18 protein-coding genes are annotated in these 23,901 nt (G+C 59.5%); all 18 read right to left on the reverse strand.

The features are described 5' to 3' along the window. Positions 1-80 precede the first annotated feature (80 nt). Entirely contained in the window at positions 81-5,030 is a 4,950-nt protein-coding gene (locus LBK75_06050) for a DUF4982 domain-containing protein (GenBank protein ID MDR1157855.1), read from the reverse strand. 616 nt (positions 5,031-5,646) lie between these two features. After that, positions 5,647-10,887 (reverse strand): glycoside hydrolase family 3 C-terminal domain-containing protein, encoded by a 5,241-nt coding sequence (locus LBK75_06055; protein MDR1157856.1) that lies wholly within the window; start codon positions 10,885-10,887, stop codon positions 5,647-5,649. Positions 10,888-11,117: 230 nt separating this feature from the next. Next, positions 11,118-11,471, reverse strand: a complete 354-nt coding sequence (locus LBK75_06060) for a PadR family transcriptional regulator (protein MDR1157857.1) — start codon at positions 11,469-11,471, stop codon at positions 11,118-11,120. 226 nt (positions 11,472-11,697) lie between these two features. Then, positions 11,698-12,045 (reverse strand): hypothetical protein, encoded by a 348-nt coding sequence (locus tag LBK75_06065; GenBank protein MDR1157858.1) that lies wholly within the window; start codon positions 12,043-12,045, stop codon positions 11,698-11,700. Then, a complete protein-coding gene (locus LBK75_06070) occupies positions 12,030-12,722 on the reverse strand; it encodes a gamma-glutamyl-gamma-aminobutyrate hydrolase family protein (GenBank protein ID MDR1157859.1) in 693 nt (230 codons plus the stop codon). Before LBK75_06070 ends, LBK75_06065 begins: the two co-directional genes overlap by 16 nt. A gap of 94 nt (positions 12,723-12,816) precedes the next feature. Then, the gene (locus LBK75_06075) at positions 12,817-13,575 is read right to left on the reverse strand and encodes a hypothetical protein (protein ID MDR1157860.1); all 759 of its coding nucleotides are present in this window, start codon (positions 13,573-13,575) and stop codon (positions 12,817-12,819) included. A gap of 168 nt (positions 13,576-13,743) precedes the next feature. Next, positions 13,744-14,082, reverse strand: a complete 339-nt coding sequence (gene trxA, locus LBK75_06080; GenBank protein ID MDR1157861.1) for a thioredoxin — start codon at positions 14,080-14,082, stop codon at positions 13,744-13,746. A 181-nt stretch (positions 14,083-14,263) separates the two neighbouring features. Continuing rightward, complete coding sequence (locus tag LBK75_06085; GenBank protein MDR1157862.1) at positions 14,264-15,433, reverse strand: FKBP-type peptidyl-prolyl cis-trans isomerase; 1,170 nt, start codon at positions 15,431-15,433, stop codon at positions 14,264-14,266. Between the two features lie 294 nt (positions 15,434-15,727). Beyond that, on the reverse strand, positions 15,728-16,654 hold the full coding sequence (locus tag LBK75_06090; protein MDR1157863.1) for a catechol 2,3-dioxygenase: 927 nt from the start codon (positions 16,652-16,654) through the stop codon (positions 15,728-15,730). A gap of 7 nt (positions 16,655-16,661) precedes the next feature. Then, the gene (locus LBK75_06095; GenBank protein ID MDR1157864.1) at positions 16,662-16,979 is read right to left on the reverse strand and encodes a 2Fe-2S iron-sulfur cluster binding domain-containing protein; all 318 of its coding nucleotides are present in this window, start codon (positions 16,977-16,979) and stop codon (positions 16,662-16,664) included. Beyond that, the gene (gene dmpG / locus LBK75_06100; protein ID MDR1157865.1) at positions 16,976-17,989 is read right to left on the reverse strand and encodes a 4-hydroxy-2-oxovalerate aldolase; all 1,014 of its coding nucleotides are present in this window, start codon (positions 17,987-17,989) and stop codon (positions 16,976-16,978) included. The genes LBK75_06095 and dmpG overlap by 4 nt, the downstream gene beginning before the upstream one ends. Beyond that, positions 17,990-18,868 carry an acetaldehyde dehydrogenase (acetylating) gene (locus tag LBK75_06105; protein ID MDR1157866.1) on the reverse strand — a complete coding sequence of 293 codons (879 nt, stop codon included), beginning with the start codon at positions 18,866-18,868 and terminating at the stop codon, positions 17,990-17,992. A 16-nt stretch (positions 18,869-18,884) separates the two neighbouring features. After that, positions 18,885-19,664, reverse strand: coding sequence for a fumarylacetoacetate hydrolase family protein (locus tag LBK75_06110; protein MDR1157867.1), 780 nt, complete (start codon positions 19,662-19,664; stop codon positions 18,885-18,887). 34 nt (positions 19,665-19,698) lie between these two features. Beyond that, the gene (locus LBK75_06115; GenBank protein MDR1157868.1) at positions 19,699-20,535 is read right to left on the reverse strand and encodes an alpha/beta fold hydrolase; all 837 of its coding nucleotides are present in this window, start codon (positions 20,533-20,535) and stop codon (positions 19,699-19,701) included. A gap of 66 nt (positions 20,536-20,601) precedes the next feature. Then, the gene (locus LBK75_06120; GenBank protein MDR1157869.1) at positions 20,602-21,396 is read right to left on the reverse strand and encodes an IclR family transcriptional regulator; all 795 of its coding nucleotides are present in this window, start codon (positions 21,394-21,396) and stop codon (positions 20,602-20,604) included. Between the two features lie 388 nt (positions 21,397-21,784). Further along, positions 21,785-22,495 (reverse strand): bifunctional phosphoribosyl-AMP cyclohydrolase/phosphoribosyl-ATP diphosphatase HisIE, encoded by a 711-nt coding sequence (hisIE, locus tag LBK75_06125; GenBank protein MDR1157870.1) that lies wholly within the window; start codon positions 22,493-22,495, stop codon positions 21,785-21,787. Continuing rightward, positions 22,496-23,242, reverse strand: coding sequence for a 1-(5-phosphoribosyl)-5-[(5-phosphoribosylamino)methylideneamino]imidazole-4-carboxamide isomerase (gene hisA / locus LBK75_06130; protein MDR1157871.1), 747 nt, complete (start codon positions 23,240-23,242; stop codon positions 22,496-22,498). A gap of 38 nt (positions 23,243-23,280) precedes the next feature. Further along, entirely contained in the window at positions 23,281-23,856 is a 576-nt protein-coding gene (hisB, locus tag LBK75_06135; GenBank protein MDR1157872.1) for an imidazoleglycerol-phosphate dehydratase HisB, read from the reverse strand. Between the last annotated feature and the right edge of the window lie 45 nt (positions 23,857-23,901).

Raw genomic sequence — 23,901 nt, forward strand, 5'->3', positions numbered from 1 at the left:
AAACACAAAGGCACGGGCTTTCACCCGTGCCTTTGTGTTACCCATTCCCAGGATATGCTGGCGAAAAGAGAAGGGAGATACTACTCGAAAGAAATCACATCTGTCAGCGGCAGGTTGTTGGCGTCCCAGAAGAACACCTGCAGCGTCATGCCGGTCGTATCCGCGGGGATGTCGACAGTGTACAGGCCGCTCCTGACGTCCGGATACCGCGCTATAGAGACAAGGCGGCCGGCGTTGTCGTACAGGGCTGCCAAGGCGTTGAGTGAGCCACTCGGGGGCAGCAGCGACCGGTTGACCAGGAGCTCCAACTCCAACTTCTTCCCCGTGGCTTCGCTCAAACTGCCGGCCTTGAAATCGACCGTGACGAGCTCGTCCGGCATTTCGACAAATTCAAACCAGTCGATCCAGACGTCCGTCCCCGGCATAAAGTAGAAGTCGATGTCTCTCAGGCCGGTTTCTTTTCCGATGGGATACTCCCAAATCGCGTAGTCCGTGTTTCCCGCCGCCCCGATCTGAATCGTGGTGCTGCTGTCCGGGCCTGTGTTCACACGCACGTCCCTGGTGCCGTCGCCTTTTCCGTACACACGCAGTATGAGATCCTTACCTTTCTGCCCAAAATCCAGTCCTTTGTATATGAACGACACATTGTTTGGGTCGGTCACGTGGACAGCCGTCTTCATACCGCCGGCGCTGTCCGCATCACTGCGGACAGCGTATCCATCGTCCGAAGAGTCGAAATCCTCAGCTTGGATCACCTGATACGCGCCTATAGATTCCGGCCGTGTCTCGATAAACTGCACGGATTCCAATGTGAAGACGCCGTCCGGGTAGGTGAAATACAAATGTCGCGCCCTTTTTATGGCCGTTCCGTATAAGTTGAACACTTTCCCCAGCGTCTCGCCGCTCGTATCCGGGAAATCGAACGACGTGAGAACCGCTCCGGCCGCGGATCCATCCCGGATCTCCACTCTTGCCGTCGCATTTTTCGCAGCGCCGGTGATCACAACTTTCTTTGCGCCAATGTCGCCGAATGTAAAGCCGTGATAACCCACAAAACCTGCGATTTTGAAATCCGCCCCGGCCGCCGAATTTATGATATATGGGTCCCTCTCTGTCTTCGGATTTTCTGTAAACTGCCAGCCGTAGAAATGCATGCTGCCGCTGGTAAACATGAAGCATATATCTTGTATCCCTGTCAGATTCCTCAATGCACTGGCATCCGCCGGAATGAATGTCTGCGCCGTGTAATCGAAGCCCCACGCGTCCGCGTTCTTTTCAAAACGGACCGTGCCGAGATGCGGACCGCTGCGCGAACCCAAGTGGACCTCCGCTTCCGCCGCATTGCCGCCGGCATTGGCGTTGACACCGTAAAAAATCAGATTGTCGCTGCCCCAAGGTCCAAAGTCAATATTTTTATAAAGTACCCAACTGCGGTTTCCTCTGTTGTTGACCAGTTGGTCGCCCGCAGGGCCCACCAGGGCCAGATTGTTCGCTCCGTCACTGTCATTGCTTCTGCCGCCGTCAAAGTTTCTGGCCTTCACCAACTGGTAAGGATTGACGATGTTCTCCGGTTCCACAAATCCTACGGATTTAAACGACATGGTCGTCCGTACGGGAGAACTGATCCACCCATTTGTGGCCGAAGCAACGACGGCAAATGTACCATTCCTGAGGGCTGTTACCGTCGCTATGCCCGTTTCTGCGTCATAACTGATCGATGCGTTTGGCGACGTTTGACCAAAGTTTTCCGTCGCACCAATTGTCAACGCAACCTCGGTCGTCACACTGGGCGGCCACACCACCGCCCTGACGGTCGCCGTATTTGCGACGGCGGACAGGTTCTGGGACCCGGAAAGCAATTCAATGGAAATGCTTGTTATCGGCGTCATGTCGGGATTTTGCCCGGAAATTGTGATATCCGCCTCGCCATAGACGCCCGATCCGTCCGCCGCCGCCGCTCTCACCGTCACAACGCCGTCGTAAAGCGGACGCAGAACGCCGGCCGCGTTGATTGCCGCCAAAACCGGCCCTTGCGCATCTGTCTTGTTATACACGGACCAGACCACGCCTTTGGACGTGGCGCCGCCCGGCACAACGGCTGCCGACATCTGCAACGGGCGGGACTTTGCCGTTATGGCCGCGGCGTTGCCCGCGCCTGTCACCGCGATATCCGTCACAGGCACAAGCGCGGTCTGATTGCTGAGCGTGATGTCAATGAAATCAGATTTGCCGCTGCCGTCCAATGCCTTCGCGGTCACTCTGACCACACCGTCTTTCAGCGCCTTCAAAACGCCGCTTTTGCTGATGACGGCTCTATCTGTGGCCGAGCCGTCCGTGTTTGTCACGGCATAGGAAACTTGTTCAAAGTCCGCGTCCGCCGGCGATACGGCGGCCACTGTCTTCAGTTTGCCCCCGGCTGTATGGATCGCCGTCGAGCCGTCGATCGTCGACAATGCGACGCCGGTCACCTCTTGTTTTCGCACGGTGTTTACTGTGACGCTTTTGGATTCGAGCCCGTTGGACACGGCCGTGATCGTGATCGGGCCCCCAGTGCCGTCGGATTTGACAATCGCGATGAGTTTGCCGGAAAACGCCCTGCGGGCCGGCGCGCCGAACGCATCGAAATCGTTCGAGTTGCCGTTGTCTGCGGCCACAAAGGTGCCGGCGCCCGTGACTTTGAACTCGACGTAATTGTTCGCGTTGGCAACAAATACGCCGTCCTTGTCGAGTATGCTTGTCTCAACAAACACGAGGTCTTTACCATCGGCATTTATTGTCTCCTTGTCAGGCTTCAAGTCGATTTTTGCGGGGACGTCAAAGGTCTCAATTCTGTCTGTCGCAATGACGTCGCCATCCTTATCATATGCCTTTGCTTCCACGACGCCGTCTTCATAGGGCACGACCCACCTGTAATTCAGCGTCTCATCTTTCAGCAGATCTATGTACTGTCTGCCCAGAGATTGGCCATTCAGAAACAATTCCACACTGTGCGCGTTGCTATACGCCCAAATAGGCACCCCATCCTGAGAGTCTATGCCGTTGTAAGAAATGGTTGATACCGGGGCCCAATACGGCAGCAAGTGCAAAACCGGTTTGTCCGTCCAAATGCTTTGATAGAAATAGTAGATGTCCTTCGGCAGTCCGGCCGTGTCCACGATACCAAAATAAGAGTTTTTTGCATTGGTATTGCTGGAGGTACCGCCATACGGCGACGGCTCGCCGAGATAATCAAAACCTGTCCAGACAAACTCGCCCATGTTAAACGAATAATCTCTGACCGATTTGTGCGCGTCCGCGGCGGTTTTTGTGTATATCCCATTGGCGGAACTTTGGATATGGTTGTCGTAACCGGATGCCTGATTTCTCATGTTGCCCGTGGTGCTGAAGGTGGCGGTATCCGGCAGCATGTATATCCCGCGGCTGCGTACTGCCGAGGATGTTTCTCCGCCGAAAATCGGCATATCCGGGTATTTGTCATGCCACTTTGTGAAATTCACGCCACGTATGTTGATATCCAGGTAGTTGTAGCCGAAGACATCAAAGACTTCCCCGCCGATTTGCATCGGCCTGCCGCTTGCATCTTCCGGAGCGTTCGTCGAATACGTCGTATACGCACTTTTCCTCGGGTCGGACGCGCGTACAAGATCATGCAATCTGGTGGCTCTCGCTATGGCGCCGCTGTCTGTGTGGGCGCCGCCCACCTCATTGCCCAAACTCCACATGATGACGCTTGGATGGTTGCGGTCGTGCCTGACCCAACTTCTCACATCAAGAGCGCTCCAATTGTTGAAAAATCGTGCGTAGTCATATGTATTTTTTTGTGAGCTCCAGCAATCGAAGGCCTCGGTAACGACCATCAACCCAATCCTGTCGCATATTTCCAAAAGCTCGGGCGTCGGCGGATTGTGGGCCGTTCTGATGGCGTTGACGCCCATTTCCTGCATGATCTCCAGTTGCCGCTCCACCGCGCGGTAATTGACGGCCGCTCCCAGAGCACCCAGGTCGTGGTGCATGCAGACGCCTTGGAGCGTGACGCGTCTGCCGTTTAAGAAAAAGCCGTCTTTGGGTGTGGCCAAGATCGTGCGAAATCCGAATTTTGTAATGTATTCGTCATAGGCGCCGCCGCTCGAAACTGTCGTCTTCATTGTGTAAAGATTTGGGCTCTCGATGTCCCACAATTTCGGGGTGTCGACGAAAAGGTTCTGTTGTACTGTCTCCGTCGCGCCGGCCGCCATAGAAGCAATGGAAGTCGAGTCCGCGGCAATTTGGACTCCGCTCGGATCGTACAATGCCTGGGTAACACTAACGCTTGAGACCGCCGCCGCCGATGTGTTGACGACTTCGGTGTCCATCGTCACATGGCCGCCCGCCCCGTCCGTCGTAATATATGTGCCGTCAGGCGCGACATGCACGGGATCTGTCTTGATCATCCACACATTGCGGTAAATGCCGGCACCCGAGTACCATCTGGAATTTGCATTCTGAAACCAGCACCGGACCGCGATGACGTTCGGTGTATTGCCGTAATTGAGAGAATCCGTTATGTCCAAATGAAACACCGTGTACCCGTACGCCCATGTTCTGGCTGTGTCGGCGGCGTTCAGCGTCAGCATCTGCCCGTTGATGTACACGTTGACATCCATATAGACGCCGTCGAAACGGAGGGTGACGTTCTTCCCCTCATCCTCCGGCGGCAGATAAAACGTCTTGCGGTACCAGCCGTATCCGTTTGCGTACATGGCGCTGACGTTGTTTGCGGCGCTCGCGCCGAACTGGTGTATCTGCCAGTCGTGGGGCAGTTCTACATCCGCCCATCCGGAGTCGTCGTAGTCGACTCCTTGGGCATTCGCGTTCGTCGTTGAAACATAAAACTTCCAGTCACTGTTGAACAGCTCGCTGCGCGCACCGCCGATGACGGCGTCGCGGACCCTGGCGTCTGTTTCGGACAGCGCAAAGGCCGGAGCGGCTTGCCACAACATCATGCACACAACCAAGAACGAAACCACGGCCTTGCCATACTTTCTATGCATACTATCCACTCTCCTAAGCTCATCTGATTCGATTTTGCCTTCTCTCAGCATCCTGACACCTGTACCCTTTATGCGCCGGTACAGAGGCCCGGCGGCGGTCCGCCTTGTCTGTAACCGGTGTGGTGTAATAAGCGGAGAACGCCCAAGACGAAACCGTCTGCACAAACGATCCCACCGGCGGCCGCTCTCCCTGCACACAAAACGACCGCCCACTCCCGGACTCTCTCCGCCACCCCGCACAAACCCGCTGAGCCGCAGTCCTTTCAGCGTTTCTCGCGTGGCCTGCTATGCTATACGTTTTTGAAACTGTCGTTTCTGAAGATTTGACCTCTCTGATTCGGTCGAAATACACAAAAAATATTACATCAAGCGCTTGACTTTACGAATTACATGCAATACAATGATAATATCAGCGTCTATGATACACTCTTGAAAAGGTATACCTTATCAAAAATATCAAAAAATGTTGTTTTCTCTCACTTTTAAGCAAAAATACTTCTGCGCAAAAAGTTTAAAAACACAGAGAAACGCCGGGCTGCCGCTTTGGCAGCCCGGCGTCTCTCTGTCTGTCGGGAGGCAGCCTGCTCAGCGTGAGCCGCAGGCTGCCGCGCAGTTTTTACTGGTAGACGCGCACATAGTCGACATACATGTTCCCGACGGATGTGCTGGCCGGCGTGCGGTTCCCGTCGAAGGTGCCGCCGACGGCGAGGTTGAGGATCAGGTAGAACGACTGATCCAGCGGCTTCGGCTGCTGTACCCGCGCGCCGCTTTGCGTCGTGTACCATGTGTTGATCTCCTGATAGCGGATACCGTCCACAAAATACTCTACGCGGTCCGGATACCACTCGATCGCGTAGGTGTGCCAGTCTCCGACGCTGAACCCCGGGATGACCGTGTCGACCGGGATGTTTGTATCGACCGTATCCGCGGCGCCCGCGCGCAAGGTCGTGTAGCGGTTGCGCCCCGCGCTCATGTTACCGGACGCCGCCCATGGCCCGCCGTAGTGAAGCGCGCTGCTGATGGTGCCGCTCTGGCGACTCTTGTTCTCTAAGATGTCAACCTCACCGGACGTCGCCCACCCGCCGTAAACACTGTCGTTGGGCATCATCCAGAACGCCGGCCAGAACCCTTGGTCGTTCGCGGGGAGCTTGACGCGGGCTTCGATCCGTCCATATTTCACCGTGAAGAGATCTTGGGTCGTGAGCTTGCTGGAAGCCCATGTGCCCCGCGGCAAGCCCGTCTCACGGACAGCCTGAATCCTGAGCGCGGAATTGTCTTCCGAACCGATAAGCCCCGCGTCGGTTTTGTTGATCTCCGCGTTCTCCGGCCTGTAGTAAGACGCTTGGTTGTTGCCGCCGCCGTTGTCGTCAGGCGGGACGACCCACTTCGCCGCATCGATGCCCGTACCGCTGAACTCGTCGCTCCAGACAAGACTGACCGCGACCGGCTCGACCGCGTCGCACACCGGTACGTACGGCGACGCAGCATCCCACAAGAACGCCTTCACAATGGCCGCCTCGGCGGGGATACTGGCCTCTACGGACGCGCTTTTGAATGTGGCCGAGTCCAACCCAAACACATCGGCCGGAACCTGCTGCGTCAGCCGCAGCGGCTTCTCGTCCGGCACGGCGAGGACACCCGATTCGGCGGCGCTCAGAAGCTGTCCGCCGGCTTTGTACGAAATCAGGATCAGCCGGACGCTGTCCGATCGAATCGTCTCGTCGCTGAGATACACTGTCGCCGTTGCTTTCGCGCCGTCCCTGTCCACCCGCAAGACGTGCGACCAGTTCGCCACAAGCGCCGCATTGGCGGTGACGACCGTATCGGCGCTGTAGAACATCGGCATCAGGCAGGTGTTTCCAGGTGAAACCGTCGTTTTGCCATCATACGTGGCCCAGCCGTTGAAGACAAACCCCGGACGGCTCGGCGGCACGGGCAGGGCGCCGATTGCGGCGCCGGGCGCGACCTCTCTGTCGGGCGGATTGGCCGGCGCGCCCAGATAGTTGTGGTCGAACGTCACGGTGTAATCGCTCGGTTCGGGATCCACGACCCCGTGCTCCAATATGACCATTCTGAACTTTCCGGTATCTCCAACACTGCCCGCTACTGTGGAGAGACTGCCGTTTGCGGCCACATCCACATACTGGACGCCGTCAAACGAATTCGTCCTTTTGATCTTTACCGTGTTGTCATCTTGAATCTCAAATTGAAGAGCTTCCCACCCATCGGCGGCGACTTCCATCTCGCCGACACGCGGTCTGACCTTCCTGTCTCCGTAAGCCGCGCCTTCCAGGCTGACGTACAAGCCGTTTTTCGCTTTCAGGAGGACACTTTCAAACCGATAGGATACCTCCAGTTTGGCGTAATCGCTGACCTCGTCGAGATTGGCGGTCATCGTCAGCTGGCCATTGTCGACGGGCGGTCCAAATGTGCCGGGATCCGCGCCGACAATCTTTTCATTTCTCACCGCAATCAGGCAAATGATGTCGCCCGTTTGAGGCAATGGCATCTCTTGACCGATCACCCGAATCAGACCTCTTACGTCGGATTCAACGCCGTCGATTGTCACAACGATATCGTACATGCCCGCCGCAAGCATATCCGCCGCGACCGGTATCGTCACCGTGGCGCCGGTCTCTCCGGGCACGCTTGTAAACGAGCCCTCAAACCCTTTGACGCCTACTCGCACCTGCACGTCTTCAAGATACCTGCCGGCCACCGTCACTGTGAGATTCACCGCGACACCCTCGTTGATCTGTGACGGGGATGCTTCCACACTGGTGATCATAGGCACGGGCTCAACCGAACCAAGCGAAACCAATTGAAACTTTCCGGTGTCGCCGACGCTGTTTTGTACCGTCGAGAGGTTGCCGTTCGCAGCCACATTGACATACCATGTGCCGTCCGTACCAATCCGCTTGATTTTTACGGTGCCGTCGTCTTGGTCTTCAAAGATGAGGGCTTCCCAGCCCGTGGCCGACGGCGCGGCCGGCACAGCGGTTCTCGGCCTGACCATTTGGCCCCCGTAAGTGGAGCCTTCCATCGTAATGAGATAACCGTTCATCATCTGAAGATGAACCCTATCCTGAACCACGCGGAGGATTTCAAATTGGGCGTACCCGTTGGGCTCGTCGAGATTGGCCACCATCGTAGTCATGCTTCCGGGGCTGTTGAACGTAGCGGCGTCCGCGCCGACGATCTGATTGTTTCTCGCGGCGACAAGATAAAAGTACTGTTTTTCTAGGTCCACTCTGAGCGAAGCTTTTGTATTGGATTCGACTCCGTTCAGTGTCATGACCACATCGTATGTGCCGATCGGGAGCAGATCTTTTGTGACATGCAGATAAACCGTCGCGCCGGCGCCGCCTGGAATGCTGACAAACGTTTCCGGGTAGCCCTTGATACCCGCCGTGACGTTCGTGCCTTCAAGGTTTTTGCCCGTCACGGTCACCTTGACGTCCGCCTCTTTGCCTACCGTGATCTGCATCGGAGATACTTCGATGGCCGTAAGCCTGGGCTCGGGGCTTATCTCTTCCGCAAAGGCAAAGGTGCGCACAACTGTGCCCATGACCGTCCTGATGTTCGCTTCCAGGGCGTCGCGCGAAACCTGATTGATAGAAGCGTCGTTGTCATCCATTTTGACGTTGCACCCGGCGGCGATCTGGGCGGCCGATGTGGCTCTGCCGTTCCACCAGTCGGTCATGACCATGCCTTTGAAGCCCCACTCGTTCCTCAAGATGTTGGTCAGCAAATCGTAAGACGCCTCGGTGCGAGTGCCGTTTAAGTAGTTGTACGAGGTCATGACGCAGCCGGGATCGGCCTCTTTCACCGCGATCTCAAAGCCCTTGAGATAGAGCTCGCGAAGGGCGCGCTCGGACACTTGTGAGTTTGTATTGTAGCGATTGGTCTCTTGATTGTTGGCGGCGAAGTGTTTGACGGTCACCAAGCCGCCTCTGCCCTGTACGCCCCTCGTGACGGCTGCCGCGCTCTTGCCCGATACCAACGGGTCTTCCGAATAATATTCGAAGTTGCGGCCGTTGCGCGGGTTGCGGTGAATGTTCATACCGGGCGCGAGCCATATGTCGACCTTGTTCAGTTCCATCTCGGCGCCGACCGCGGCGCCGACCTCTTCCATCAGCTTCTCGTTCCACGTGCAGGCCAGCAGCGTTCCTATTGGGAAACTGGTGGCGACCACGGTTCGGCTGCCAATCACGCCGATCCTCAGGCCGGCAGGGCCGTCGGCCGTGTTCACTTCCGGAATGCCGTACTTAGCCAATTTCCCGATGGCCCCGGTCCCGTTCGGGAGGATAGAACTGCCCTGATGCCTGCTCATCACACGCAATTCAGCGTCTGTCATCTGTGCCACAAAATCGTATATGTACCCCGGTTGACGATAGACGTCCTCAAGCAGAATCGTGCCGCCGCCCGTCCATGGCACCGGCGTAACAGGCGCCGCGGAGCCCGGATTGGGGCTCGGGACGCCGGGCGTCGGAGCGCCGTCCGCCGGCGTCCAATTGGTCGACTGATACGTACCGCTGACCGGATCGACAAGGCGGTTAAACGCGGTTGGCGGCGTCAGCCGCTTAGACAGCTGTTCCGTCACGCGAAGAGCGGTCTGTGTGTACAGGCCGGCCGCGGCGCTCTTTGTCGCGTTCTTGATGGAATTGCCAATGTAGATGTTGTAATCGCCGGCTTCCAACACATAGGCCGATATGACGCCGGTCTTGCCGACGTCGTCGTAAGATGCCATGCTGCGGATGGGGAACCGCATTTGGACGGTTTCATCTTCTCCCACCCCCAGCAGGGACGTCTTCGCAAAAGCCGCCAGTGTAAACGCGGGTTTGTTCAGTGCGCCCGCGGGCGCGGAATAATAGACTTGCAGCACCTCTTTGCCGGGATACGGGCCGTTGTTCGTCACTTTTGCCGTGGCGACCAGTTCGTCGCCCTCCACTGCGACGGCTTTGTCCGTGATCGCAAACGTGGAATAGGACAGCCCGTAGCCGAATTCATATTTTACCTTTTCATAGTTGGGAAAAGCCGTCGCGAAGTAGCGGTAGCCGACATATATATCGTCGGTATATTGGGGGTTTGTCTGCGCAAAGGTCGCGGACGACGGGTAGTCGCCGAGGCTGCGGGCGAAGGTGTCCACCAACTTGCCCGACGGGTTGACCGCGCCGCAAAGCACGTCAGCCAAGGCGTTGCCGCCCTCCATGCCCGGGTACCAAGCGGCCAGCACCGCGCTGACGTGCTCATACGCCTCCACCCATGCCATGTCGATCGCGTTGCCCGCATTCATGACCACGACCACATTGTCAAAGGCGGCGTTCACCCGCTGCATCATCGTGGTCTCATCTGCGGAGAGCAAGTACCCGCCGGCGCCGGCGCTCAGATCGGAAGCCTCGGCGGTCCAGCGGCGGATGACCACGATCGCGATATCATTGGTCTGCGCGGCCGCGTTTACCGTGGCGGCGCTCGGATTGACGCCGCCGTCTGTGATCGACTCCAGCTTGCCTTCGTTTTTTCTGTTGTTCAGCCCTGTCAAGAGATCCACGACGTAAGGCGCCGTGACCTCACCGGAACCGCCGCCGTATGTGATAAAACCGTCTTTCCCGAAGCCGTCGGCGGGATAAGAGCTGCCATTCATGTGCCGTGAATGCCCAAACACGGCGACTTTGGCGGCAGGCCCAAGCGGGAGAACCCCCTTGTTTTCCAGAAGGACTATGCCTTCCGAGGCTGCCAAGCGTGATACGTTGGCGTTGTCAGGGACAGCGGTGGCCGATACGGTCGTAGGAAAACCCGCCATGACACTTGAGAGCAGCGTGAGCACCAACACCAGTGAGATTCCCTTTCGCTTCATTCACAATACACCCCTTTTTCGATTTTACACTCTTTTTCGATTGGCAACGCCTTTATCGGAAGCCGCACAAAGGCATGGTTCACGTACCAAAAGCCTCGCTCGACGGCGCGCTCACTTTTATTATAGCGCTCGCTATGGGCGAATTCACCATATTATCTTCTAAAATGGTCTGCAATATTATTGTTTGTCTGCCTAAAACCCGCACAAAGGGATCAAACGGTAAAACCCTGTCAAAAACTTTGTGTCTGGGCCGCCATGCCTTTTGGTTCCATGAAAATGTCAATAATGGCCTTGGTCTCCCGCCACGCGGCGATCTCCTGCTGCAATGCGCGCCGGCCGTCGGGCGTAGTGTGATAGTAGCGCCGTTTGCCGCCGCCGCTCACATCCCCCCGGTAGGATTCGATACAACCCCGCCGCTCCAGCCGCTGCAGCACGGCGTACAGCGTGGCCTCCTTGATCTCCAGGCGCCCCTGCGTGCGCTTGCCTATCTCGCTGAACAACTCATAACCATACCGGTCATCCCCACAGATCAGAGCGAGCAAAATGGCCTCCAAATGCCCGCGCAGCACATCACTCGACAGCATAGAACCCCTCCAAATCCATCCACGAGCAACTATTCCACCACATATAGTTCCATTAGGCAGAGCAATTATAGCACGAGGCCAAACCGATGTCAATCGGCAGTTTGCCGCCTCTAATCACGCCACGCGCGGCGGCTCCGATACGGCGTCCGGTGCGACACCTGAACCATACATAAAGAGGCGGCCGTCCCCGGCCGGCCGCAGAGATGTCCGAAGCGGAGACGCCCGTCTATAGAATCACGAACGTCACGCCGTTGTTGTGGCGTTCGACGTCTGGGTCGCGGCGCAGCTCGCCGCAACGGGTGAAGGCCGCGCGGGTGACCTCGTCGAAGATGGAGAACTGTTCGCCCGTCACAACGGCGCGGATCTGGCGTTTTTGCAGCAGCCGCCCCAGATAGGCGCGCGCCTCCACCCGGATGCGTCCGCCCGCGCCGGTGGAGCCGTACCCGTGTATGAGTTTCAGCGCGGCGTACTCCAGGCTGCGCGCCGCGTGAAGTTCATACGTCAGCCGCCGGATCGCCGCGTCGCACGTCGGGTGGCCCTCCTCCAGATTGATCGTCTTCAGTCCGCCGCGCATCGCGTCACAAACCTTTCAAAAAGCCGCCCGTGATCGAGCAGCGCGGGATCTCCCGGTCCCATCCGCTCCGGGTGCCACTGCACGCCCCAGACGGGCACGTCCCGCCCCTCGACGGCTTCAATCACGCCGTCGTCCGCCCAAGCCGTCGGGATAAGCCCGCCGCCCGGCCGGTCCACCGCCTGGTGGTGGGCCGAGTTGGTCAGAAAGCGCGCACCGAACAGCACGCACGGGAAGCCGCCGGGCGCGGCGCGGACTGTGTGCGTAACGCCGCTGTGGCAAAACCCCCGCTGAGCAGGAAGATCTTGGATCAATGTGCCGCCCAGGAAGACATTGATCGCCTGTATGCCCCGACAGATGCCGAGCACCGGCCGGCCGGCCGCGCAAAAGGCTTCGAACAAAGCGCGCTCCCAGTCGTCGCGCGCTTTGTCCACCTGTACCGTATCGTTCAGCACCGCCTGCCCGTAGGCGGCCGGATCCGGGTCCTCCCCACCGGTCAGCAGCAGACCGGCGAAGGCGCGGGCGTGGTCCGCCGCGCCGCCCGGCGCGCAGGCGCACGCCGGCAGCCCGCCGGCCCGCCAGACGGCGTCGGCGTAAGCACGCGGCAGCCGCACATACGGCGCGCCCGTTTCCGTCTGCCCCAGACCGCCCATCAGCAGGATGCGAGGACGCACAACCATGGAAAGACTCCTTTCGGATTCAAAGACGGGCGGCCCGATCGGCCGTCCGTCTTTGTCTGCCCCGGGGGGCCGGTTCAGTTTGGTTTGCTTTGCTTTACGTAGCGGACACCTCCGGCTGTTCTTCGGCGGGCGCCGTCAGGACCTCCAGGCGCGCGGCCAACCCCTCAAACAGGCCGTCCACCCGCGCCATCGTCTCGCGGATGCGGGTGAGCTCCGCGTCGACAGTCCGGGAGAGGTGCGTCTCCTCCTGCCGAAGGACCGCATAGCGGGTGAGCGTCTCCTGGCGGAGGCGGCGCACCACCTCACGGGCCTGTTCGGCCTCACGCGCGGCGTTTTGCACCGCGCTCTCGGCGTGCGTCTGCGCGCCGTGTTCGATCTCCAATGCGCGCGCGCGCGCCGCTTTTTCGATCTCCCCGACGCGGCGGGCCGCGTCCTGCTCCAGCATCTCGGCCCGGGCGTGCGACACCGTGAATCTCTCCACGCGCGTCCGCAGCTCCTGAAGTTCATTTTCCTGCTGCTGTCGGCCGACCTCACGCTCGGCCAACACCTTGCGCACGGCGCCGATCTCCGTCTCCAGCCGCGATTTGGTCTCGGTCAGCGTCTGCACGTTTTCGTGCGCCCGCGTCAGCTCCGCCGCGAGGGCCGGCTGCCCGGCGTGTTTGTCGGACATCTCCTTCCACTGCGTCTGAAACCGCGCGGCGGCGGCGCGGGCCTCGTCCCGCTCCCGACGCAGCAGGTCGGTGCCAGCCCGGTAGGCTTCGATCTCCTCCCTGTGCCCGCGCTGCAGAGATTCGATGTAGGCAATGACGTCCCGGCGGCGGAAACCGCCCACCACCGATCCTTTGAGTCGCATTCCGACATCTTTGTTCGTCACATTCCCAGCCCCAGTCCTATTGCGAACGGATCTCCCGCTGCAAACTGTTCTCTGCACTAACGTGGGTTGCACCTGCAGCCCACAACCAAAATTCTTGTTTTTTGTTGCCGCTTCGCGGCAACAAGGTACTAAGGGTCCGTCGAACCCTCAATTCGACGCGAGATGCGGCTCGATGAGCGACAGCAGCGCCTGCTTGGGTCTGGCGCCCACCACGCGCTCCGCCTCGACGCCGTCTTTAAAAATTAGCAATGTGGGGATACTCATCACCCCATGCTCGACCGTCAGCGCGCCGTTTTCGTCCACGTTGACCTTACCAAACCGCGCCCGGCCCGCCAGCGCCGCCGCCAGCTCTTCCACAACGGGGGCAATCAGCCGACACGGCGCACACCACGGGGCCCAAAAATCGACCACCACAACGCCAGATGCCTGCAACACTTCTTCCGAAAAATTCTGCGCGGTCAGGATAAGCAATGTCCCTGCTGCCATATGGTCCGCTCCTTAACTGATCTTCATTAGACTCCTGCAGTTCTTTATTGTACCACACAAATGAAAAAAAGACAATGGCCCCATCCCGCTTTGTCACCAAAATAGGCCGCGCCTGATTTGTCCGGCAATCAAAATGTCGCCGATCCACCGTCTGTCTCAAAGGGCGGGTCGCTTCTTTCGGCTATGCCAAAACAGCGTTTTCGGCGATATCATTGAGTATCGTATAACAGAGAACCGTCTGTTTTAGGTAAGGCAGGCCAAACTGCTCTTCGTAGGAGGAATAATCGCTTGTCCCTGTCTGTTCGGTGAAAAAACGCGTCATATCATCGTCGCTGACCGAATAGCCCATGTCTTCCGCGATCGCCTGCGATACAAGGTAATACGTCGCGGTTTCCAGATTCGCCTCTTTGTTGTTCTCAATCAACTCTTCCCTGCTTGAGACACCGACGTAAGTACTCAAAAATTCATCCAGACTTATCTCATATCCATCCGCATATCCCTGATAATAGTCCAGCATGGATCTTTCCGTATATGCCGTCAGCACATCCGGCACCGAACTGACGGTCGCTGCACCGGTCAAATAGTCTCTGATATATCCCTCTACAGACGCTTTTTGGAGCTCCGCCCGCCTGCCGTCCTTTAATGCGGCCACAGTCGTCCAGCCATAGTCGGCGGCAAAATTCGTCTCGACAAATTCATCCGTCAGCTCTGGCTGCTCCGTTTCGGAAATGTAATTGATGGTCGTAACAAACACGGCGTCTTTCCCCTGAAGACTGCTCTCCTGATAGTCGTCTGGAAAGGTGACCTCCACACTGATGGTTTCTCCGGGCCTATGTCCGATGATCTGCGTTAAGAAATCATCGATATAATTCGTACTGCCAGCGATCACGTCCGTGCCGGCGCCGTCAGTGGAACCGCCGTCAAACTCAACGCCGTCCACACTCCCGACGTAATCGATGTTGACCGTGTCGCCGTCCTCGACCGCGCGGTCTGTGATCTGCGACGGCTCCCCCGAATAATTGGCCAACAATTCATCGATCGCAGCCTGAACCTGGTCGTCGGAAATTTGATGGACCTCACTGGGAATCGATATCGCCGTATAATCGAAAATTTCCACGTAGTCGAGGGCTTTGACGCCCTTCCAGAATCCGTTTTCATCCAAGCCGTCGCTGGGAGAAAAACTGTCGCCGGAAAGAGAATCGTCGCCGGAAGGCACTTCAGCGTCGCCGGGAGGAACACCGCCGTCGGGAGACACCTCAGCGCTGTCCGACGATCGACCGCACCCGGCCAAAGAGACCAGCAACATGGTAAACGCCAGCAAGAGACACAGGGCCATTTTGGGGGTTTTCATCTTCATTTCTCCTCGTATACCTGATTTTATTTCTGTAAGGGCTCAACTTCTCCTTTTATAGGATAACAGAAAATCACCGTTTTTTCAAGTCGGCCGCTGTTTTTTCATACTGGTTTCACATTTTTCACATTTTCGTCACAGTTCATGTCTCCGGCGTCGGAAGTACGTCTGCCGAAGGCCACAAAAAACAGCCCCTGGGGGCTGTTTTTTGCCTTCTCTGTCATTCTTCCTCTTCTATGGGTGAGCCCGGCGCGTATGAGATACGGGCTGGGCCCGTGAGAAATCAGACTGCCGTCAGGTCACGATCTCAAGGAAGCTCGGGATGACCTCGCCGGAATAGTAGAACAGACCGCGGCCCAACTGGTCGGCGTCCCACACGCGCTGCGGGTTGTCGGGATAGGCCGTGTAGCCGCCGGCGTACACTTCGATGCGGTTGCCCGAGGGTTCCCAGAAATAGATGGACAGGCCGCGGGTGATGGCGTGGCGCGTCGGACCGATGTCCAACTTCAAGTGGTTGATGGCGATCCAGTCGGCCGCGTTGCCCACGTCGGTCCAATCCTGCAGATAGAAGCCGAGATGATGCAGCTTGCCGGGTTTCGGATATTCCACAAAGGCCAGGTCATGCGGCTTGTTTGAGCTGGTGATCCAGCTGGCCAGGCGGTTGCCGTCGGGGAGATTGCACACCTCGGGCACGAACATGCCAAACACTTCGCGGCAGAACCGCTCGGCCTCGGCGATGTTGGGGCCGTACAGCAGGAAGTGGTCCATGCGCTGGGCGCGCATCCCGCGGGGCGGGGTCGTCCAGATGTCCGGGTTGCGGAGCTGCGGGCCCTTCGCGGCCAGTTCAACTTCGCTGTAGATCTCGAAACGGTGCCCTGTGCTGATCGTAAAGCCATAGCGCTTGCCGAAGCCGGGCTGATCTGTGTTGGCGGGCACTTCCTCCACCGCATAGCCAAAGGCGACGGTGGCGGCCTTGATGCTCTCCAGTTCCTCGGCGCTCCCCACCTTAAAGGCGACGAAATCGAGGCCTGCCTCGTCGGCCAGACGGAGCGCGACACTGTGGTGGTCGAACTCGTCGTAAGCCTTGAGCAGGACACGACCGTCCGCGGTGCGGCCCACCTCGTCGAGGCCCAACACATTGGTGTAGAAATTGAGCGTTTTGTCCAGATCGAGCACACGGAGCTGGACGAGACCGGGTCTCAGAGTGTGATTGATTGCCATACGTAACCTACCTGCCTTCCTTTTCTTTCGTGATGTGTCTGATTGTTAGATCGCTTCGGGGCTGCACACAGCACAGCAGCAGAATCCCCCGGGCGGCCTCTTCGCCGCTGACATGCGCCCGGCTCATCTTCTTCTCCACGTGGTAGGCCCCTTCCACAATCTGCATCTTACAAATTCCACAACCACCACCGCAGCAACCGTTACACAGCGGACCGCAGCCGGCGTGGAACATAGCGCGCAAAATAAATTCGTCTTCCCCGCAGGGAAAACTCTCCCCGCTGTCCGCCAGCAAAATCCGATGCCGCTTCACAGCCGCCGCTCTCATCCGCGGGCCGCTTTTTGGTTTTTCAGATCATTCGACACGTCGATGATCATGTCCTCCTGGCCGCCGACCAGCTTGCGCCGGCCCAACTCCACGAGGATGTCGCGCGGATCGAGGAAGTACTTCTCCGCCGCCGCGTACACATGCAACAGGAAGCTCGAGTACACACCCGCATAACCGAGCATCAGAGAACCGTTGTCAATGACCTGCGGCCGACGCATGAGAGGCTGTACCACGCCTTGCGCCAGATCCATAAGACCGTAAAAGTCGAGGCCCGTCTCGATGCCGCAGCGCGCGAGCACACCGGCGAGCACCTCGATCTGCGCGTTGCCCGCGCCGGCGCCCAGCCCGCGCAGTGTGCCGTCTAAAAAGGACGCGCCGCTCTTCACCGCCTGCAACGAGTTGGCAATGGCAAAGCCCAGATTGTTATGGGCGTGGAAACCGACCGGGATTTTCACTCGGTTCACCGCCGCCTCCACGCGCGCGGCCACGTCGTCCGGGAGCAAGTACCCGGCGGAGTCCGCCAGGTTGATGTAGTCGGCGCCGTAGCTCTCCATCTTGGCGGCTTCCTCGGCAATGCGCTCCGGAGACGCCATGTGGACCATCATCAGAAATCCGACCGCGAAGAGATTCATCCGCTTGGCCGCCGCAATGTGCTGCGCGCTGACGTCACCCTCGGTTACATGGGTGGCCACGCGCACCGCCTGCGCTCCGCAGTCGACGGCCTCCTCCAGATTTTCGATTGTACCGATACCGGGTAACAGCAGCACGGTCAGCTTACTGCTGTGAATGACCCGGCTGACCGCCCGCAGGAGCGTGAACTCGTCCACGCCGGAGAATCCGTACGTATAGCCGGAGCCGCCGAGACCATCCCCGTGGGAGAGCTCGATCAGCGCGACGCCGCTTTTGTCGAGACCCGCCGCGATGGCAGCCACCTGCTCCTCGGTGAACTGGTGTTTCACGGCGTGACTGCCGTCGCGCAGCGTGGTATCGACCACTTTGACGCTTGCCATTTAGACCCCTCCCTCCCCGAGCATGCCGGAAGCCAATTTTTCCGCCGTCGCCACCGCGGCGGCGTTGATGATGTCAAGATTGCCGGAATAGGTCGGCAAAAAGTCCCCCTGCCCCTCCACCTGAATGATGACGGTGACTTTGTCGTCCTCCAGCACGGGCGGCACCCGCATCTGGTAGCCGGGCACGTACTGCCGGATCGACGCCACGATATCGTCGATGGACCGGCGGATCGGCGCCAACCCGACGGAAGGGTCTTTGACGCCCACCTGAATTGTATTGGTCATCATGAGCGGCGGCTCGGCCGGGTTCAGCACGATGATCGCCTTGCCGCGGTCCGCGCCGCCCACGACCTCAAGCCCTTTGGAGGTTGTCTGGGTGAATTCATCCATATTGGCCCGCGTGCCGGAGCCCGCGCTCTTGGAGGAGATGCAGGCCACAATCTCGGCATAGGCCGCGCCGGCCACCCGGGCCACCGCGTAGACGATGGGAATTGTCGCCTGCCCGCCGCAGGTCACCATGTTGACATTTTTTTCGTCTTTCAGTTTGTCGAGATTGACACAGGGCACGCAGTACGGACCGACGGCCGCCGGCGTCAGGTCGATGGCAATCTGACCCGCCGCCTGAAGCAGCGGCGCATGCTTCCGATGAGCGGCGGCGCTGGTGCAGTCGAACACAATGCGCACATCCTCGCGCCGGACGACGGCCTGCACACCCTCGGTGGACACCTCCACCCCGTGGGACGCGGCGCGCCGGATGCCTTCCGACTCGACGATGCCAGCCATCAGCGCCATCTCCAGGTGCTGACTGCGAAAGATTTTATACATAATATCGCTGCCGATGTTACCCGGCCCGATCACGGCCACTTTGACCTTTGACATTTTCAAACCGCCCCTTTCAGACAAACTCCGCCTTCACGACGCCCAGCGTGAAAAAACGCGCTTCAAACACGTCGCCCTTCCGCGCCATCGGCGCGGCGGAGAAGGCGCCCGAGAGCACGACCTCGCCCCGGTTCAGCGTGACGCCGTAGGTCCAGAGCCGGTTGGCAAGCCACGCCACCGCGGCACACGGGTCTCCCAATACGGCCGCGCCCACCCCGCGCTCCGCCAGCGTTCCGTTTTTGAAGAGCTGCATCTCCTCGCCCGATAGATCGACGCAGTCCGGGGGCAGCTTGATGTCGCCCAAAATGTAACGCCCACTGGAGGCGTTGTCGGAGATCGTGTCCACAAGCTGAATCTTCCAGTCCGCCACGCGGCTGTCCACGATCTCAAAGGCAGCCGTCACATATTCGGTGGCGGCGCGCACATCCGCCGGAGTGACGCGGCCGCCGGGCAGATCCGCCCCCAAAACGAAAGCGACCTCGCCCTCGATCTTCGGCTGGAGCAGCGCCTCCGCGGGCACACGCCCGGACGGGCACGCCATCGCGGCGAACAGATGGCCGTAATCCGGCTCGCCGACGCCGAACTGACGCTGGATGCCGGGGGATGTGAGGCCAATCTTCTTGCCAGAGATCACATGTCCCATCTGCGTGACGCGGCGCACGTTGGCGAGCTGGATTGCGTAGGCATCGTCCACCGTGAGAGCGGGGTCCCGCTCCGTCAGCGGCGCGACAGGCACGCGCGTGCGTTCCGCCTCGTACAGCAGCCGCGCGTACTCCTGAATGCGTGTGTCGCTCACAGCGCTCCCTCCCGGGCCCGGACGGCGAGAATCCTCACAGGTCCGGCGTGTTCTCAAAAAAATTCTTCAGCAGTTCGGCAAACTCCTTGGTGCGTTCGATCTGTGTCCAATGGCCGCACTTGCCAAAGATATGAAGCTGCGCGTTTTCGAGCAGCCGAATCAGCTTGAGGGACGTTTCCAGCGGGATAACCCTGTCCTCCCGGCCATGAATGATCAACGTCTGGTGGCGCACGGTGCGCAAATAGCTCTCGTTGCCCGCCATGGCCTCCACGCCCTGCTGGCGCGGCGCGGGGAACAACGCGGAAAAGCTCTCCTGAAAGCCCGGCAGGATGCTGGACTCATAGCGCAGCTTGGCGAGGTCGTCCGAGACGATCTTGCGGTTGTAGGCAAAGATGTCGAGCAATTCCTTCATATTGTCCAGCGACGGCGTGTAACCCCACACGCGGTCGAGCCCGTAGGTGATCGGGAACGTGACGCCCATGCTGCCCATGAGCACCAGCTTGTCCACGCGCGCCGGATACTTCACAGCCACCGCCAGGGCCAGCGCGCCGCCGAAGGAGTTGCCAACGAGGTGCACTTTGTCGAGTTTCAGCGCGTCCAGCAAGTCGATCGTCTGCTGTACCCAGGCGTTCATGTTGCAAACGAGGCCCTCCGGCCGGTCGGTATACCCGAACCCCACCATGTCCGGCGCCACCACTCGGTAATGCTCGGACAGCAGCGGGAACAGTTTGTTCCAGTTGGCCCACGCGGTGACGCCGGGGCCAGAACCGTGCAGCATCACAACGGGCGCCCCGCTGCCCACATCGTGATAATTCGTGCGAAATCCCCCGGTTTGGATGGAGGACGCGATCTCAGGTTTGCTTGCTGACATGGCGGTATCTCCTCTCTGATTTTCGTATTTGGATGCCTCCAACAATGTTTCCGTCCGTCTGGGCACTCACTCTTTCCGTCTGAAGCCGATGGCGTAGGAGATCTCCTCCGCCGCCTGCTTCAACATCGCGACAGTCTGGTTCAGTTTGTCCCCCAACATGTTGTTATAGAGACCCGACACGCTGACGGCGTAACGCGCGTTGCTGTCTTTGTCGAAGATCGGCACGGCCACGCACCGCAGGCCGTCCATCACTTCTCTATCGTCCATGGCGTAACCCTGTTTGCGGATCTTCGCCAATTCCTGTTCCATCTCGGGAACCGTCGTGATCGTGCGTTTTGTGAAACGGGGCATCCCCTTTGTGGAGAGAATGGAGCGCACCTCCGCGTAAGACTTATACGCCAGCAGCGCCTTGCCGAGCCCCGTACAGTGCATCGGTTGCCGGCCGCCCACCTCGGAGACGATCCGTATCATCTGCGTGGAATCCACCTTTTCGAGATAGAGCACCTCGCCGTCCTCCTCGGTGGCAAGCTGCAGCATCTCGCCCAGCTGAGCGTTGATGGCCCGCATGTGGGGCAAGGCCACTGCGCGCACATCCCACAGCGAGGCAACGACGTTTCCGATCTCAAAAAACCGAACGCCCAGCCGATAGAGCCCCGTCGCGGAGGACTGCGTCAGATAGTGGTAGTCCCGCAGTGTGGAGAGCAGCCCGTGGATTGTGCTCTTGGGCCAGCCCAGCCGCTTGGAGAGCTCCGTAACGGAGATGTCCCGCTTGACTTCCGCCATGATGTCAAGCAGAGTCAGCGCGCGCGCCACAGACTGCACATGGGACAGCTTTGCCTTTGGCTGACCGCTTTCGCTCATGGTAACTTCCTCCGTCAATGATCCCTATCGCTAAAACAACCGTCGAATCCTTCGACACGTATGTACATAATAACATCGGTTCGTCTCTCCTTCAACAGGTGTTGTTCCCAAATGTCGAATAAGTGTTCACGTGTATCAAATTTTTACTTTTTCGGCCCTCCCGTAACCGAAACACCCCTGCCGAACAAGCGCCGCAAACGATGTGTACCAATTATATTTTACTATATTCCCCGCTTTTGTACAAGACCCCAATATTGGTGTCATAGCCAAACAGGCACCACTACATCTTGTGTATTTTGCAAGATGTAGTGGTACCTGTCGACGTGGCGTCTACGTAAAAAATTTTCCGGCGCGGCGCCAGTTAAGAATTTCCAGGGGCGTGACGCCTCTATGTGTTCCTGTCTGTGACGCGCTGGGATTTGCGGTTGCCGATTTTGGCGCGGCGGGCGGTCAGCTCGGCGGTGACGGCCGCGAGAGGCAGATCCTGCGCCGCCATGAGGACCAGCAAATGGTAAATAAGATCGCAGATCTCCTGCGCCGTTTGGACATTGTCCCCGTTTTTGGCGGCGATCAACACCTCGGCGGTCTCCTCGCCCACCTTTTTCAGAATCTTATCCAGTCCCTTTTCAAACAGATAGCAGGTGTAAGAGCCTTCTTGCGGGTGCGCCCGACGCAGCCGCACCACCGCGTCCAGCGCCTGCCACACGTCCGCCGGCGGCGTAAGCGGCGCGGCGCTGTCCGCCTCGCCTTCCGCTCCCGACACCCGGCGAAAAAAACAGGAAACCGCCCCCGTGTGGCAGACAGGCCCGACGGGGTCGCACAGATAGAGCAGCGTGTCCTCGTCGCAGTCCGCCCACACGGCCCGCACATACAGCACATGGCCGGATGTCTCCCCCTTGTTCCACAGGACCTGCCGGCTCCGACTCCAAAACCAGGCCGTACCGGTCGAAAGCGTCCGCGTCAGGGCTTCGCGGTTCACATAGCCCAGCATGAGCACCGCCCGGGTCTCGGCGTCTTGCGCCACGGCCGGGATAAGCGATTCTTTTTGAAAGAGTCGGCCCAGATCATAGGCCGCCCTTGAATTTCCTTTTATTTCCATTTATATCTTACCTCCGGCGCGCGCGGCTTGCGCCCCGGCCGCGCGCAGGCACTCGGCCAGGTCGAGGCGCCCGGCATACAGCGCCTTGCCTATGATAACGCCGTCCATGCCCGCCTCGCGGAGCCGCACCAGATCCTCCGGCGCGGACACGCCGCCGCTGGCCACCAGGCGGCAGGCGCAGGCGGCCCGCAGCGCGCGCAGCGGCGCGAGACTCGGCCCGGTCAACGCGCCGTCCGCGGCGATATCGGTAAAGATGATCGTCTGCACGCCGAGCGCCTCCACGGCGCGCGCCAGGTCGAGCGCGTCCACCTGCGCGTCCCGCAGCCATCCCTCGGTGCGGACTCGCCCGTCCCGGGCGTCGATGCCCACCGCGACCCGCGCGCCGTAGCGCGCCACGGCCGCCTGCACAAAGACCGGGTCCGTCACGGCCGCCGAGCCTACCACAAAGCGCCACACGCCGAGTGCGTCGGCCCGCATGAGATCGGCCATTGTGCGCAGCCCCCCGCCCAGTTCGATACGAACCGGCGCCGCCGCGGCCGTCACCGCGGCCACCACGGCTTCATTGCGGCGCACGCCGTCCTTCGCGCCGTCCAGGTCGACCACATGGATCAGCGGCGCGCCCGCCGCCCGGTAGGCGGCGGCCACGGCCGTCGGTTCCCCGGCCACCTCGTGTACCGTATCGAAATCCCCCTGCAGCAGACGCACACAACGTCCGTCCTTCAGATCGATCGCCGGTATTACCTCCATCGTGTTCCCTCCGTTTCGCTCTCTTGGGTTCTCTGCCATCACAAGCAGCCTTTGGTGGACGGGACGCCGCCCCCGGTGGGGCGGACCGCCTGGCGCAGCGCGCGGGCACAGGCCTTGAATACGGCCTCTGTGATGTGGTGAGAATTCCCGCCGTAGGCCTCTATATGCAGCGTCAACCCGGCGGCGGCGCACACCGCCCGCCAGAACTCTTCCGTCAGACAGGCGTCGTACGCGCCGATGCGCGCCTGAACCTCGGGGATGCGGCAATACAGGTAGGGCCGGCCGCTGATGTCCAGCGCCGCCGCGGCCAGCGCCTCGTCCATCGGGACGCGCGCCTGTCCGAATCTCTCGATGCCCGCGCCGTCGCCCAGCGCCTGCCGGAGGGCCTGTCCGAGCACGAGGCCCGTATCCTCCACCGTGTGGTGTCCGTCCACCGCAAGATCGCCCTGCACTTGCAGCCGCAGGCCCAGGCCGCCGTGCAGCGCCAGCGCGGTGAGCATGTGATCGAAAAAACCGATGCCGGTCTTCACCGCTGTCTCCCCGCCGTCGAGCGACAGCGTGAGCGCAATCTCCGTCTCCTTCGTGCATCGGTTGACCGTGGCTGTCCTCTCCATATAACCCCACCAAACTTGATAATTGAGAATTGATAGTTGAGAATT

The sequence above is a fragment of the Oscillospiraceae bacterium genome (assembly GCA_031265355.1).
In the GTDB taxonomy this organism is placed as follows: domain Bacteria; phylum Bacillota; class Clostridia; order Oscillospirales; family UBA929; genus JAIRTA01.